Annotated in this window: 14 protein-coding genes and 1 tRNA gene; 6 read left to right on the top strand and 9 right to left on the bottom strand. The window is 63.1% G+C overall.

Annotated elements, in window-relative coordinates; all coding sequences use genetic code 11:
- Positions 1-14: 14 nt before the first annotated feature.
- The 3 genes from GR167_RS10215 to GR167_RS10225 form a co-directional block, all read right to left on the bottom strand.
- A complete protein-coding gene (locus GR167_RS10215) occupies positions 15-1,862 on the bottom strand; it encodes a PHA/PHB synthase family protein (RefSeq protein WP_160973358.1) in 1,848 nt (615 codons plus the stop codon).
- 205 nt (positions 1,863-2,067) lie between these two features.
- On the bottom strand, positions 2,068-2,193 hold the full coding sequence (gene ykgO, locus GR167_RS10220) for a type B 50S ribosomal protein L36 (RefSeq protein WP_012177066.1): 126 nt from the start codon (positions 2,191-2,193) through the stop codon (positions 2,068-2,070).
- Positions 2,194-2,264: 71 nt separating this feature from the next.
- Positions 2,265-2,339, bottom strand: a tRNA-Val gene (locus tag GR167_RS10225).
- A gap of 150 nt (positions 2,340-2,489) precedes the next feature.
- On the opposite strand from GR167_RS10225, the gene GR167_RS10230 reads away from it, so the two are divergent.
- Positions 2,490-3,350: an N-formylglutamate amidohydrolase gene (locus GR167_RS10230; RefSeq protein WP_160973359.1), complete on the top strand. Its 861-nt coding sequence runs from the start codon at positions 2,490-2,492 to the stop codon at positions 3,348-3,350.
- On the opposite strand, the gene GR167_RS10235 is transcribed toward GR167_RS10230, so the two are convergent.
- Entirely contained in the window at positions 3,351-4,604 is a 1,254-nt protein-coding gene (locus tag GR167_RS10235) for a DNA polymerase IV (protein WP_160973360.1), read from the bottom strand. It abuts the gene before it with no gap.
- A 38-nt stretch (positions 4,605-4,642) separates the two neighbouring features.
- Here GR167_RS10235 and GR167_RS10240 point away from each other — a divergent pair, with 38 nt between their 5' ends.
- Positions 4,643-5,074 carry an NUDIX hydrolase gene (locus GR167_RS10240; RefSeq protein WP_160973361.1) on the top strand — a complete coding sequence of 144 codons (432 nt, stop codon included), beginning with the start codon at positions 4,643-4,645 and terminating at the stop codon, positions 5,072-5,074.
- A 31-nt stretch (positions 5,075-5,105) separates the two neighbouring features.
- Here the strand turns inward: GR167_RS10240 and pyrF are convergent, their stop codons facing one another.
- Together pyrF and GR167_RS10250 are read right to left on the bottom strand one after the other, a co-directional pair.
- Positions 5,106-5,822, bottom strand: coding sequence for an orotidine-5'-phosphate decarboxylase (pyrF, locus tag GR167_RS10245; protein ID WP_160973362.1), 717 nt, complete (start codon positions 5,820-5,822; stop codon positions 5,106-5,108).
- A gap of 54 nt (positions 5,823-5,876) precedes the next feature.
- Positions 5,877-6,146 (bottom strand): hypothetical protein, encoded by a 270-nt coding sequence (locus GR167_RS10250; protein ID WP_160973363.1) that lies wholly within the window; start codon positions 6,144-6,146, stop codon positions 5,877-5,879.
- A gap of 219 nt (positions 6,147-6,365) precedes the next feature.
- On the opposite strand from GR167_RS10250, the gene clpB reads away from it, so the two are divergent.
- Complete coding sequence (gene clpB / locus GR167_RS10255) at positions 6,366-8,984, top strand: ATP-dependent chaperone ClpB (RefSeq protein ID WP_160973364.1); 2,619 nt, start codon at positions 6,366-6,368, stop codon at positions 8,982-8,984.
- A 93-nt stretch (positions 8,985-9,077) separates the two neighbouring features.
- Here clpB and GR167_RS10260 read toward each other — a convergent pair whose 3' ends face one another.
- The 3 genes from GR167_RS10260 to GR167_RS10270 all read right to left on the bottom strand — a co-directional run bounded on the left by GR167_RS10260 (position 9,078) and on the right by GR167_RS10270 (position 11,654).
- Positions 9,078-9,656, bottom strand: a complete 579-nt coding sequence (locus GR167_RS10260) for a rhodanese-like domain-containing protein (RefSeq protein ID WP_160973365.1) — start codon at positions 9,654-9,656, stop codon at positions 9,078-9,080.
- Positions 9,657-9,917: 261 nt separating this feature from the next.
- Complete coding sequence (locus GR167_RS10265) at positions 9,918-11,027, bottom strand: helix-turn-helix transcriptional regulator (RefSeq protein WP_160973366.1); 1,110 nt, start codon at positions 11,025-11,027, stop codon at positions 9,918-9,920.
- A 183-nt stretch (positions 11,028-11,210) separates the two neighbouring features.
- Positions 11,211-11,654, bottom strand: a complete 444-nt coding sequence (locus GR167_RS10270) for a DUF302 domain-containing protein (RefSeq protein WP_160973367.1) — start codon at positions 11,652-11,654, stop codon at positions 11,211-11,213.
- A gap of 226 nt (positions 11,655-11,880) precedes the next feature.
- On the opposite strand from GR167_RS10270, the gene msrP reads away from it, so the two are divergent.
- The 3 genes from msrP to GR167_RS20130 form a co-directional block, all read left to right on the top strand.
- Positions 11,881-12,777 (top strand): protein-methionine-sulfoxide reductase catalytic subunit MsrP, encoded by an 897-nt coding sequence (gene msrP / locus GR167_RS10275; RefSeq protein WP_160973368.1) that lies wholly within the window; start codon positions 11,881-11,883, stop codon positions 12,775-12,777.
- 12 nt (positions 12,778-12,789) lie between these two features.
- Positions 12,790-13,389: a protein-methionine-sulfoxide reductase heme-binding subunit MsrQ gene (msrQ, locus tag GR167_RS10280; RefSeq protein WP_160973369.1), complete on the top strand. Its 600-nt coding sequence runs from the start codon at positions 12,790-12,792 to the stop codon at positions 13,387-13,389.
- 119 nt (positions 13,390-13,508) lie between these two features.
- Positions 13,509-13,725, top strand: a 217-nt coding sequence (locus GR167_RS20130) for a hypothetical protein (RefSeq protein WP_212769897.1), incomplete at its 3' end; no start/stop codon positions are given.

Genomic DNA, 13,725 nt, shown 5'->3' on the forward strand with positions numbered 1-13,725 from the left:
CCGGCCGCGCTTATTTATTTCTGGAACACATAGGTGCCCGGCGCGGCTTCCATCGGCGGGTATCCCTTGCCGGGGGCGCCCATCTGCGGCGGCGCGACCAGCGTGTCGCTGCCTTGCGCCTTGCCCAGCCAGGCGGACCATTCCGGCCACCACGACCCGTCCTTGGTGTCATGCGCCGCGACCCAGCTGTCGGGGTCGGTGTAAAGCGCGTCGGCGGGCCGGAACCCGATGCGGTAATGCCGGTTGCGATGCCCCGGTTCGCTGACGATGCCGCCGTTATGGCCGCCCTTGGTCAGAACGAAGGTCAGGTCGCCATCGGTGAACAGCTTGGTCTTGTAGACCGACCGCCAGGGCGCGATGTGGTCCTTTTCGGTGGCGACGACGAAGAACGGCGCCTTGATGTCCTTCAGCGCGATCACCCGCCCGTCGACGGCGAAGCGCCCGGCGGACAGCCGGTTTTCCATGAACAAGCCGCGCAGGTATTGCGAATGCATCCGGTAGGGCATCCGCGTCGCGTCCATGTTCCAGACCGAAATGTCGGCCTGGTGGTCCTCGATCCCCATCAGGTAGCGCCGCACCGCGCGGGTCCAGACCAGGTCTTCGGCCCGAAGCGCCTGGAAGGCGCCGCTCATCTGCTGCCGGTCGAGATAGCCCTGCGACCACATCATGTCCTCAAGGAAGGCGACCTGGCTTTCGTCGAGGAACAGCAGCAATTCGCCCGCTTCGGAAAAGTCGGTCTGCGCAGCCAGCAGCGTGACCGAGGCCAGACGGTCATCGCCGTCGCGCGCCATGGTGGCGGCGGCGATCGACAGGATGGTGCCGCCCAGGCAATAACCGCAGGCGTGGATTTTCCGGTCCGGCACGATGTTGGAAACGGCGTCGAGCGCCGCCATCACGCCGTCCTGCCGGTAATCTTCCATCGACAGGTCGCTTTGATCGGCGGTCGGGTTGACCCAGGACATGGCGAAGACGGTGAAGCCCTGCGCCACCAGGTAACGGATCAGCGAATTGTGCTGGCTGAGATCGAGGATGTAATATTTCATGATCCAGGCCGGCACGATCAGGATCGGTTCGGCATGCACCTTTTCGGTCTGCGGGCTGTACTGGATCAGTTCGAACAAGGTGTTACGATACACCACCTTGCCCGGCGTCGCGGCCAGGTTTTCGCCGACGCGCAGGCCCTCGGGCGCCTCGAACGGTTCTTCGGTGATGTAATGTTCGATGTCCGTGGCCAGGTTCTGCAGCCCGTCGAAGAAGGATTGCCCCTTGGTTTCGCGCGCGGTTTCCAGGATTTCAGGGTTCAGCAGCGGCATGTTCGACGGCGATACCGTGTCCAGGATCTGCCGGATCATGAAGGCGGCCCGGTCGGTGTTCTTCTTCTGCGCGCCGGGGGTGTCGGTGGTGGCATGGTTCCACCAGTCCTGCATCGCAAGGAAGCTTTGCTGCATCATGGAAAACGGCGGCTTGGCCCAATCGGGATGGGTGAAGCGGTGGTCGTTGCCGTTGGGGCGGAACGGCATTTCCGGGTCGTCGGAAAACTGGTTCGCGGCAAATGCGGCGAGCTTGAACATGTTCTTTTGCGCATGGCCGATCAGTTCGGCCTGCCGCCCCGGGGACACGGCCAGATGCGCGGCCCAGTCGACCCAGGCCTCAGAAGCCGCATAGGGCGACACGCCGGAGGTGAGCTTGGCCATCGCCGCCCGCAGCGTCCGGTCCAGCGCGTCATGCGGGTGGATGTCGGGGGCCTGTGCCGCGGCGGGGGGGACCGGCGGCTTTTCATCGGCGACGGGCGGTTGCGGCTTCGCGTCTTTGGAAAGCGGCACAACGGTCGGCTTGGGGTGTTTGGAGGCAGGCGCGGTCATGTCGGATCTCGTTCGCTGAGGACTGCCCGAACATCCATGCGGTGATTCGGGTTATTCTTTTATGACACAGATCAGATGGCCGACGGGACGGTGCGCGGGGGATGCACCGGGTGTTCAAAGGCATAGCGAAACGCCCGCGAATCGCGCAAAGAAAAAGACCGCCCTGAAATCAGGACGGTCTTTTTTCAAGCTCTGGAAGCTTCGCTTAGCCCTGGCGGGCTTTGAAGCGGCGTTGCGTCTTGTTGATCACGTAAACGCGGCCTTTACGGCGCACGACACGGCAGTCGCGGTGACGCTGCTTCAGCGAGCGGAGCGAGTTCTTGACCTTCATGGCCTTTCTCCTTCATTCGCGGCGCGCCTTTGCGCCTTGGTTTGCGGGTCGCTTCCTGTGAAGCGAAGAAATGGTGGGCGATACAAGGATCGAACTTGTGACCCCTTCGATGTCAACGAAGTGCTCTACCGCTGAGCTAATCGCCCGTATTTGTCCGATTTGGCCCCGAGCCCCTAAAGAAAGGGGCGCGGAATTCCGCGCCGGTTCGCGCTCTATAAAAGGAGTCGGCGGGGGGATCAAGGGCTTTTGGCAACAAGAATAATCGGGCTATGATATTTCCTGTAAAGGAGCCCGTCTTGCCCCAGGTCGCATTCGAGATCGTTCACCCCGACAAACGCAGCACAAGCGTCGTTTTCGCGTCGCCCCATAGCGGGCGCGATTATCCCGCATCCTTGATGAAACGTACAGTGCTGGACCGTCTCGCGATCCGCAGTTCCGAAGATGCCTTCGTTGACAGGCTGTTCGACTGTGCGCCGCGGTTCGGGGCGCCGTTCCTGATGGCCGGGGCGCCGCGGGCCTTCATCGATATGAATCGCGCCGCCGAGGAACTGGACCCGGCGCTGATCGAGGGGGTGCGCGGCGGCGGCCACAATCCGCGAATCGCGTCGGGCCTTGGCATCGTGCCGCGCGTGGTGGCCAATGGGCGGGCGATTTATAACGGAAAGATATCGCTGGCCGAGGCGCAGCGGCGAATCAACGGCTACTGGGTGCCCTATCATCGGCAGCTGCAGAAGCTGCTGGACGAATCGCATGCCCGTTTCGGCGAAGCGATCCTGATCGATTGCCATTCGATGCCGCATGAGGCGCTGGACAATATCGTGCGTTCCGGCGCGCCGCGCCCCGATATCGTGCTGGGCGACCGGTTCGGGGCGTCGGCCTCGGCCGAGATTGTCGATCAGATCGAAGCGGCGTTCCGCGATGCGGGGCTGCGGGTGTCGCGCAATGCGCCCTTCGCCGGGGCCTATACCACGCAGCATTACGGCCGCCCGTCGCGGCGCCAGCACACGGTGCAGGTGGAAATCGACCGGTCGCTTTACATGGATGAAAAGGCGATCCGCCCGCGTGACGATTTCGCCGCCTTCCGCCGCTTGCTGCGCGGGGTCATCGCGCGGATCGCGGAAATCGGGACGCAGGACCGGCAACTGGCGGCGGAGTGATCAGCGCAGCGCCCGGCCTTTCCTGATCGCATCCTTGCCGAAGCGTTCGCGAATCGCGTCGGTGGCGCGTTCCGCCTTGCTGCGGGTCGCCGCATCGGGATCGAGCAGGTCACCCGACAGATCGGCTTGGGATTCGGGGCATAGCTCGGAAATGCCGACGCCGATCAGCCGGTACGGCCCGTCGCCGGGCACCTGATCGTAAAGCGCGCGGGCATTGCGATAGATCGCGTCGGCCAGCTGCGTCGCGCCGTGCAGCTTGTGACGGCGGCTAAGCGCCTTGAAATCGGCCCGCTTGAGCTTCAGCGTCACTACCCGGCCCGCCAGCCCCTTGGCCTTGGCCCGGTCGGCCACCTTTTCCGCCATCCGCCACAGATGCCCGTCGAGGATATCGGGGTCGGAGGTGTCTTCGGCGAAGGTCGTTTCGTTGGAAATCGATTTCACCGGTTCATGCGCGGTGACGCGGCGCTTGTCCTGGCCGCGCGCCAGGTGCCACAGCCGGTCGCCCATCGATCCGAAGCGCTGATTCAGATCCTCGCGGTCCCATCGCAGCAGGTCGGTGAAGGTGCGGATGCCCGCCTTGTCCAGCGCCGCCTGCGTCGCCTGGCCGACGCCCCAGATCATCCGCACCGGTTTGTCGCGCAGGAAGTCGGCGGTTTCCGCCTCGCCGATCACCGAAAATCCGCGCGGTTTCTGCAGGTCCGAGGCGACCTTGGCGAGGAACTTGTTATGGCTGAGCCCGATCGACCCGGTGACGCCCAGTTCGTCCTTCATCCGCTTGACCAGCCGCGCCAGCATCACGGCGGGCGGCGCACCGTGCAGCCGTTCGGTGCCGCTGAGGTCCATGAAGGCTTCGTCCAGCGACAGCGGCTGCACGTCCGGGGTCAGGTCCTCCATCATCCGGCGGATTTCGCGCGACACTTCGGCATAGACCTCCATCCGCGGCCGGATCACCACCGCGTCGGGGCAAAGCTTCAGCGCCTGGAACATCGGCATGGCGGACCGCACACCGCGAATGCGCGCGATATAGCAGGCGGTGGACACCACGCCACGCTTGCCGCCGCCGATGATCACGGGTTTGTCAGCCAGTTCGGGATTGTCGCGCTTTTCCACCGATGCATAGAATGCGTCGCAATCCATATGTGCGATGGACAGCGAAAACAGTTCAGGATGGCGCACGATTCTCGGGCGGCCGCAGGCGGGGCAACGCGGGCCGGTGTCATAACTGGTCAGGCAATCTCGACAAAGCGAAGGCATGGCGTCGGTGTTTCCCCGGGGCAGGCAAGGACAGGTATATGGGTATCGAAACGCAGGTTACAGCATTCGCCGGGTCCAAGCTGTTGCTTTTTATCGGTGACCAACTGGCAGTGATCCTGCGCGATGATTTCGCCCATATTCCCTGGCCGGATCACTGGGATTTCCCGGGCGGCGAACGCGACCCCGGCGAAACGCCGGAACAATGCGTGATCCGTGAAACCCGCGAGGAGCTGGCGATCGCGTTGCAGCCCCGCGATCTGGTCTGGAAACGGGATTTCCCGCGCGAGGGCAGCCTGCCGGTCTGGTTCTTCGCGGCGCATCTGGAGGCCTCGCGGGAGTCAGATATCCGGCTGGGCGACGAAGGTCAGTGCTGGCAACTGATGGCGGCGGAAACCTATCTGAACCATCCCCGGGCGATCCCGCATTTCGCCGAACGGCTGCGGCTTTATCTGGGGGAATGCGGGCGCTGAGAGGGGCGGGAAGCCCGCACCACGCTAAAGCTCAGCGGTTGGGCGCCTTCGCCTGCGGGCTGTTCATTTCGGCAAGGATCGCTTCGGCCGCGGCGCGCGGGTCTTCCGCCTGCCAGATGGGGCGGCCCACCACGATGTGATCGACCCCGTCGGCCACCGCCTGCGCCGGGGTGGCGATGCGTTTCTGATCGCCCAGGGCGGCGCCTGCGGGGCGCACGCCGGGGGTGACGATCAGCCGGCCTTGGGATTCGGGCAGGGCGCGGATCATCGCCGCTTCCCGCGGCGAGGCGATGACGCCGTCGGCGCCCGCCTCGAACGCGCGGGCGGCGCGTTCGACCACCAGGTCGGCCACCTTGCCCGGCTTGATCAGGCTGGCATCCAGGTCATCGCGGTCGAGCGAGGTCAGGATCGTCACGGCAAGGATTTTCGTGTCGCTGCCCGCCGCGCCTTCCTTGGCGGCGCGCACCACATGCGGGTCGCCATGCACGGTCAGGAAATCCAGGTCGAACTGCGCCAGCCCGCGCACCGCGTTTTCCACCGTCGCGCCGATGTCGAAGAGTTTCATGTCGAGGAAGATGCGCTTGCCGAAATCCTGCTTCAGCTCATTGGCCAGGGCCAAGCCGCCGCCGGTCAGCATGCCAAGGCCGATCTTGTAGAAGGACACCGCATCGCCCAGCTTTTCGGCCAGTTTCAGCCCTTCGAGGGCGTTGGGAACATCGAGGGCTACGATAAGACGGTCATCGGACATGGGGGGCGCTCCTGCTGGAAGGTTTCGCCCTTTTCGCGGGATATGGCGGATGCGTCAAGCAGCGGCCGGGATGGCAGCCAGAATCCCCAGAACCTCGGGCGCGAAGGACAGCTTGCGTGCGCCGCTGCGGAATTCCGGCATCCGTTCCAGTTGCCGAACCGCTTCGGCGATCAGCGCGTCGCGGCGGGTCGATGGGGTGGTGTCGGGAACCGCGCAATGCATCTGGACATGACCCTGATCCGACTGCAGCGATACGAAGCCCGCTGCCGGACCGGCCCCGGCGGGGCCGGTCACCTGCGATACTTCGATCTGCGTGATATACATGGCCACGCCCCCACACTGGTTCAAAATTGACTTAGCGCAGGGAATTCAGCCCCGGCTGTACATAAACTACGACACGAATCGACGTTAGTTGAGATCAGCCGCGGGTGAGGTCTTGAACTATCCTTAAGGAGTAACCACCTCACTCATGAGGCCCGAAAAAGGGGCGTGCCGCGAAGCGGGCGCAACACGGATTGGGCGCTTGTAGAAAAGGAGAGAAGGATGGACTTGAACAAGTTCACCGAACGGTCGCGTGGTTTCATCCAGGCGGCGCAGACGATTGCGATGCGGGAAAACCATCAGCGTCTGGTTCCCGAACATATTCTCAAAGCATTGATGGACGACGATCAGGGGCTTGCCGCCAACCTGATCAAGCGCGCCGGTGGCGCGCCCGAACGCGTTGTCGAAGCGGTCGAGGCCGCATTGGACAAGCAGCCCAAAGTGTCGGGCGATGCCGGTCAGGTCTATATGGACAACACCACCGCCCGGGTTCTGGACGAGGCGGAAAAGATCGCCACCAAGGCGGGCGACAGTTTCGTGCCGGTCGAACGTATTCTGATGGCGCTGGCGATGGTCAAATCCAAGGCCAAGGACGCGCTGGATGCAGGCGCGGTGACGCCGCAGAAGCTGAACGCAGCGATCAACGACATCCGCAAGGGCCGCACCGCCGATTCCGCATCGGCCGAAGAAGGCTATGATGCGCTGAAGAAATATGCCCGCGACCTGACCGAGGCCGCCGAACAGGGCAAGATCGACCCGATCATCGGCCGGGACGAGGAAATCCGCCGTTCGATGCAGGTGCTGAGCCGCCGGACCAAGAACAACCCGGTTCTGATCGGTGAACCCGGCGTGGGTAAGACCGCGATCGCGGAAGGCTTGGCGCTGCGCATCATCAATGGCGACGTGCCCGAAAGCCTAAAGAACAAGAAGCTGCTGGCGCTGGACATGGGCGCTTTGATCGCCGGTGCGAAATATCGCGGCGAATTCGAGGAGCGCCTGAAGGCGATCCTGAAGGAAATCGAAGCGGCAGCGGGCGAAATCATCCTGTTCATCGACGAGATGCACACGCTGGTGGGCGCGGGCAAGACCGACGGCGCGATGGATGCCGCCAACCTGATCAAGCCGGCGCTGGCGCGGGGCGAACTGCACTGCATCGGCGCGACCACGCTGGATGAATACCGCAAATACGTGGAAAAGGACGCCGCACTGGCCCGCCGGTTCCAGCCGGTGATGGTGGAAGAACCCACCGTCGAGGACACGATTTCCATCCTGCGCGGCATTAAGGAAAAGTATGAGCTGCACCACGGGGTGCGGATTTCGGACAGCGCCCTGGTGTCGGCGGCGACACTGTCGCACCGCTATATCACCGACCGGTTCCTGCCCGACAAGGCGATCGACCTTGTCGACGAGGCCGCCAGCCGTCTGCGGATGGAGGTCGACTCGAAGCCTGAGGAGCTCGATCAGCTCGACCGGCAGATTCTGCAGATGCAGATCGAGGTCGAGGCGCTGAAGCTGGAAGACGACGCCGCGTCGAAGGACCGGCTGGAAACCCTGGAAAAGGAACTGTCGGACCTGCAGCAGCGCAGCGCCGAGATGACCGCCAGCTGGCAGGCCGAGCGCGACAAGCTGGCTTCGGCCCGCGATCTGAAGGAACAGCTGGACCATGCCCGCGCCGAGCTGGAAATCGCCAAGCGCGAAGGCAACCTGGCCAAGGCCGGTGAGCTGTCCTACGGCGTCATCCCCGGGCTGGAAAAGCAGCTCGCCGAAGCCGAGGAGCAGGAAGAGCAGGGCATGATGGTCGAAGAGGCCGTGCGCCCCGAACAGATCGCCGCCGTGGTCGAGCGCTGGACCGGTATTCCCACCGCGAAGATGCTCGAAGGCGAACGCGACAAGCTGCTGCGGATGGAAGATGAACTGCACCGCCGGGTGATCGGCCAGAATGCGGCCGTCAAGGCGGTGTCCAACGCGGTGCGCCGGGCGCGCGCGGGTCTGAACGACGAAAACCGTCCGCTGGGATCGTTCCTGTTCCTGGGGCCGACCGGCGTCGGTAAGACCGAGCTGACCAAGGCGGTGGCCAATTACCTGTTCGACGACGACAACGCGATGGTACGCATCGACATGTCGGAGTTCATGGAAAAGCACAGCGTCGCCCGTCTGATCGGCGCGCCTCCGGGCTATGTCGGCTATGACGAAGGCGGGGTGCTGACCGAGGCCGTTCGCCGCCGTCCTTACCAGGTGGTGCTGTTCGACGAGGTCGAAAAGGCGCATCCGGACGTGTTCAACGTTCTGCTGCAGGTGTTGGACGACGGTGTGCTGACCGACGGTCAGGGCCGCACGGTCGATTTCAAGCAGACGCTGATCGTGCTGACTTCGAACCTGGGCGCGCAGGCGCTGAGCCAGCTGCCCGACGGCGCCGACGCGGCGGATGCCAAGCGCGACGTGATGGATGCGGTGCGGGCGCATTTCCGCCCCGAATTCCTGAACCGTCTGGACGAAACGATCATCTTCGACCGGCTGGGCCGGGCCGATATGGACGGGATCGTCGATATCCAGCTCAAGCGCCTGGCCAAGCGCCTGGCGGGCCGCAAGATCACGCTGGAGCTGGACGAGGCCGCGAAGAAATGGCTGGCCGACGAAGGCTATGATCCGGTGTTCGGCGCGCGTCCGCTGAAGCGGGTGATCCAGCGCGCGCTGCAGGACCCGCTGGCGGAACTGCTGCTGGCCGGCGACGTGAAGGATGGCGATGCGATCCAGGTGTCCGCCGGGGCCGAGGGGCTGATCATCGGCGACCGGGTCGGATCGTCGAACCGGCAACCGCCCGAGGATGCCGTGGTTCACTGATCCAGACACCTGAGAAATAACGAAGCCCGCCCCTGATCGGGGCGGGCTTTTTCATGGACGGGTCATGACCCTAAGGGGATGGGGAGACGGGGCTCAATCGGCGTCCATGATATAGTGTTGCGCCGGGGTGACCGAATAGCTCCAGTCGAGGCCGGCATTTTTCCAGCCGTTCACTTCGCGGTGGCCGGAATGAGGGCCGTCTTTCGCCTTGTCACCTTCGAACCCGTCGATGACCGAGTAGATGTTCTTGTAGCCCAGCTCGATCAGCATGTTCGCGGCCTTGGCGCTGCGCGACCCGGAGCGGCAGATCAGCACGATCGGCGCCTCTTCGTCATAATCGCGATCGGCGAGAAGGCTTTCGAAGGCGAAGATGAAATCGGGGTTGAGCTGCAGCTTGTAGGTCTGCTTCTTGGGATCATAGGCCGCGTCCTTGGGCATCAGCATCAGCGGGATATTGGCATCGACGCGGGTCGGCAGGCCGACGAAGGACACCTCGGCGCGGGTGCGCACGTCGACGAACAGGATATTCGGATCGGCCAGCATGTCGGCGGCTTCGAGGGCGGTCAGATAGAGACCGGCATTCGTCTGCTTCTTGGCTGATATGTCAGTCGTGGAGATGTGCGTCGCGGATGCGACACCGGTAGAAAGCAGGATGCCGGAAAGAACCAGCACCGAGAGGGGTCGTAGAGAGATAGGCATGGCACTCATGCGCCTCCTGTTGGAAGGGTTGCTTTTGTCCGTCACGTTCCGGAACTGCCGGGGGGGCGATGATCGGAGGCTTTGTTTTCCTCCAATCGCGATGCCCGGCCCCCTCCCATAGAGGGGGGGAATGGGCGTTAACGGCGCAAAGGTAAGGGATTCCCGACCTGATCCGGGCAGGCATTTCACGCTTTGATTTCAAGGGATTTTGGCGATCTCTCGCAAAAGGGGTGCTCAGGCGGGGAGGGATTGGAAGTTCCGCACCAGCGCCACGACCTGTTCGATTCGCGAGGTCCCGGTTTTCTGCTCGATATTCTTCAGGTGCCAGCGCGCGGTCGAGGGCGCCATGCCCGCCGCTGCGGCGAAATCGCAAAGCGCGGCGCCCGACCCGATGAAATTGGCCAGCCGGGCCTCGGTGTCGGTCAGATCGTAGGCCTGGGCCAGCAGACAGGCCACATCCGTTTTCGGGCAATCCACCGGGCGGACGACGGCGGCGATATGGCCCGCAGCGCCGCCGGTTCCCGGCTGGGGTAGCGGGATGAAATGCATCACCGCCAGTTGGCCGCCCTTGCCGTGGATGACCATCGATTCAAAGGGGGTGTCCGCGCTCTCCCCATCCGTCCGTGCCGCGCGGCGGAGCTTGCGCATCAGTATATCGTTCCGGGCCCCCTCGATCGTCAGCCGCCCGTCGCGCGACAGGTGGACGAAACAGTCGTCCGCCTGCAGGCTTTCGGCGGCGTCGTTCATGGCGGAGACCCTGAAATCCTGCTGCAACAGGAAAACCGGCAGATGCAGCCTGTCCAGCACGGCATAGGCTTCCATCCGTTCCTCGTCGGTCTGGAAAAGACGGCGGCGCAGCCGCATCATCCGCCGCAGATGCGGCAGAAGATCGGTGAGGAACCGTTCCTCGGACCCGAACCCGGGGCTGCCGCTTTCCCGCACGAATCCGATCCAAGTATATTGTCCCCGCGCGCAGTCCAGCACCGCGCCCAGCGACTGGTCGAAATGCTGCGGCCGGACCCATTCGTTGAAATAGCGGGTGTCGCGCAAAACCGGCGCGCGGTCCTCGACGGTGTGAAACCGGTCCGCCGGAAGACGGCGCAACGCGCCGAACCAGGTGTTTTCGCCAAGGAAATCGCTGTCGTAATTTTCCAGGAAGGCGGGGTCGAAGCCGAAACTGGAATGGGTGACGATCAGGTCGTCTTGCGGGCGTTCGGTCACGATGTCGCCGGCATCCGCGCCGATCATCCGGCCCAGCCGGGGCGCAAGGCGCGACAGCGCGGCGTCGTCATCGACCGAGCGGTAAATCAATTCGAGAGCGTCATTCAATACGGCGAGGGGCATGGGAAACACCGTCATGCTAATGCCGACAGAATACCATGAGGGGGGATGGTGCCCAAAGTAAGGTTTACCTTACGTTAGTCATATCCGCCGAAAATGGCCGATGCGATCTGGCCAGGCATGAAAAACCCCGCCGGTTCGGGCGGGGTGTTTCCAAGGCAATATATCTGTCCCGCTTCCGGGGGCTTAGTCCATCCCGATCGCCGAACGCACGATGGTATCCACCAGCGCCTGGACTTCCTGCATCGGACCTTCGGGGAATTGCCGGTAGCCGATGATGGTCTTGCCGTCGCCATCGGGCATTTCGGCGACGAAGATGTCATAGGGGCAGAACCGGATATTCATCGGGTCGGCTTCCATCACCTTGCGCGACAGTTTCGCCGAACAGAAGCTGTAGACATCGGCCCGGGTGAAGACTGTCACATCCGATCCCACATCCGCCTTGGTCCGTTCCAGCATCTCGCCGACATGGCTGGTGCCGTCGACCACCAGCCCTTGATCGAGGATCGCGTTTTCCAGCCCGAAGACGACATCGTCGAAACTGTCTTCGCTGGTATAGCTGATCAACCCGTCGGCGCTGACGGTGCTCGCGGCCAAAGCAAGGCCCGCGGCCAGAATGAAGGACTTCATATTAACTCTCCCTTGGTCGGCCGCCCCGGGCGGCGCTTCGGCGCAGGTTAACTTGCGCTTGGTTTACCTCTTTGACGCAGGTCAAAAAAACATCTGTCTTTAAGCATGTATCGAACAGGAAGGGGGAATATTTCAACCCCGCCACGGGAATGTGAGGCGAAGTGGTTTGGCAGAAAGGGGCGGTGCACGCTAGCGTTTGGCCGAACGCGAAACAAAGGACGGCCCGATGGCAGGACGCTGGAAAAACACTCTGACCGAAAACGAAGTCACCTCCGAGGCGGATTTCCTGAACCGCCGCCAGATCATGGCCGGACTGGCCGGGGTCGGTCTGGCAGGGATCGGCGGTGCGGCGCAGGCGGCGCCGCTGCAGCCCAACAGCTGGGAAGAGATCACCAGCTACAACAACTATTATGAATTCGGCACCGGCAAGGACGACCCGTCGCGCAATGCCCATACGCTGACCACAAGCCCCTGGACCGTGAAGATCGACGGCATGGTCGACAAGCCCGGAGATTACGACCTCGACGACATCCTGAGCAAGATGACTATAGAGGAGCGCATCTACCGCTTCCGCTGTGTCGAGGCCTGGTCGATGGTGGTGCCGTGGGACGGGTTCGAACTGGCCGATCTTCTGACGCTGGCCGGGGTGCAGTCCGGCGCCCGTTACGTGGCCTTCGAAACCCTGTACCGGCCCGAGGAAATGCCGGGGCAGAAAGCGCCGATCCTGGACTGGCCCTATGTAGAGGGTTTGCGCCTGGACGAGGCGATGCACCCGCTGACCATCATGGCGACCGGGATCTATGGCAAACCGATGCCCAACCAGAACGGCGCGCCGCTGCGGCTGGTGGTGCCGTGGAAATACGGCTTCAAGTCGATCAAGTCGGTGGTGCGCATCACCCTGACCGACCGGCAGCCGCCGACCACCTGGAACAAGACCAATGCGCGCGAATACGGGTTCTATAGTAACGTGAACCCGCAGGTGGATCATCCGCGCTGGTCGCAGGCCAGCGAACGGCGGATCGGGTCCGGGCTGTTTTCCAAGCGGGTGCCGACGCCGATGTTCAACGGCTATGATGAGGTCGCGTCGCTTTACGGCGGCATGGACCTGAAGAAGAACTTCTGACGCAGGCCGCCGATGAAGGACCTGATCAACAGATATGCCCGCAAGCTGCCCACATGGGCGCTCTATTGTATCGGGCTGCTGCCGATCCCATATATGTTCTGGCAGGGCTGGACCGGCGCGCTTGGCGTCGATCCGGTCAAGGCGCTGGAACATGCCTATGGCGAATGGGCGCTGAAACTGCTGATCGTTGGATTGGCGATCACGCCGCTTCGCCGGCACGCCGGGATCAACCTGCTGAAGTTTCGCCGCGCGATCGGGCTTTTGGCCTTTGCCTATGTGGTGGCGCATCTGTCGGTCTGGGCGGTGCTGGATGTGCAGACGCCCGGTCGGGTCTGGGCCGATATTGTCAAGCGCCCCTATATCACCGTCGGCATGGCCGCCTTCGTGCTGATGCTGCCGCTGGCGCTGACCTCGAACAATGCGTCCATCCGGCGGCTGGGGCAGGGCTGGCGCAGGCTTCACCGGCTGACCTATGCGGTGGCGCTTCTTGGGGCGGTTCACTTCATCCTCCTGGTGAAGGGTTTCCCGGTCGAGCCGCTCATCTACCTGGCCGTCGTGACCGGTCTGTTGCTGCTTCGGCTTCGAATCCCGCGCCGGACCCGTTTGGCCTGAGGTTCTTTCGCCGTCTCCCGAGTCGCCCCTGTTCCGGGTGGGAACCTGGGCCGCTCAACTCGATTCCGGGCGGAGTTTGGGGGTAACTCTGTGGGTAACCCAAGATGTAGTGAGGTCACGTGCTGCAAAGCGGCATTTTTAAAGGGCCAAGTCAGGCTGACCGAGAAAAATTAACATCTAAGCAATTGATTTCATTCGATTTCATAAAAAGTTCGAAAAAAATGCGCTTTAACTGGAAAAAGGGGTTGCGGGTCCCCCGGGATAACCTTAGAACCCCCTTCACCGGCGGCGCTGAGGCGCTGGACGGGACGCCAAGCGGAACGACGGAGCGATGCT

Origin of the sequence: Thalassovita mangrovi (assembly GCF_009857745.1) — a bacterium.
GTDB lineage: Bacteria > Pseudomonadota > Alphaproteobacteria > Rhodobacterales > Rhodobacteraceae > Thalassobius > Thalassobius mangrovi.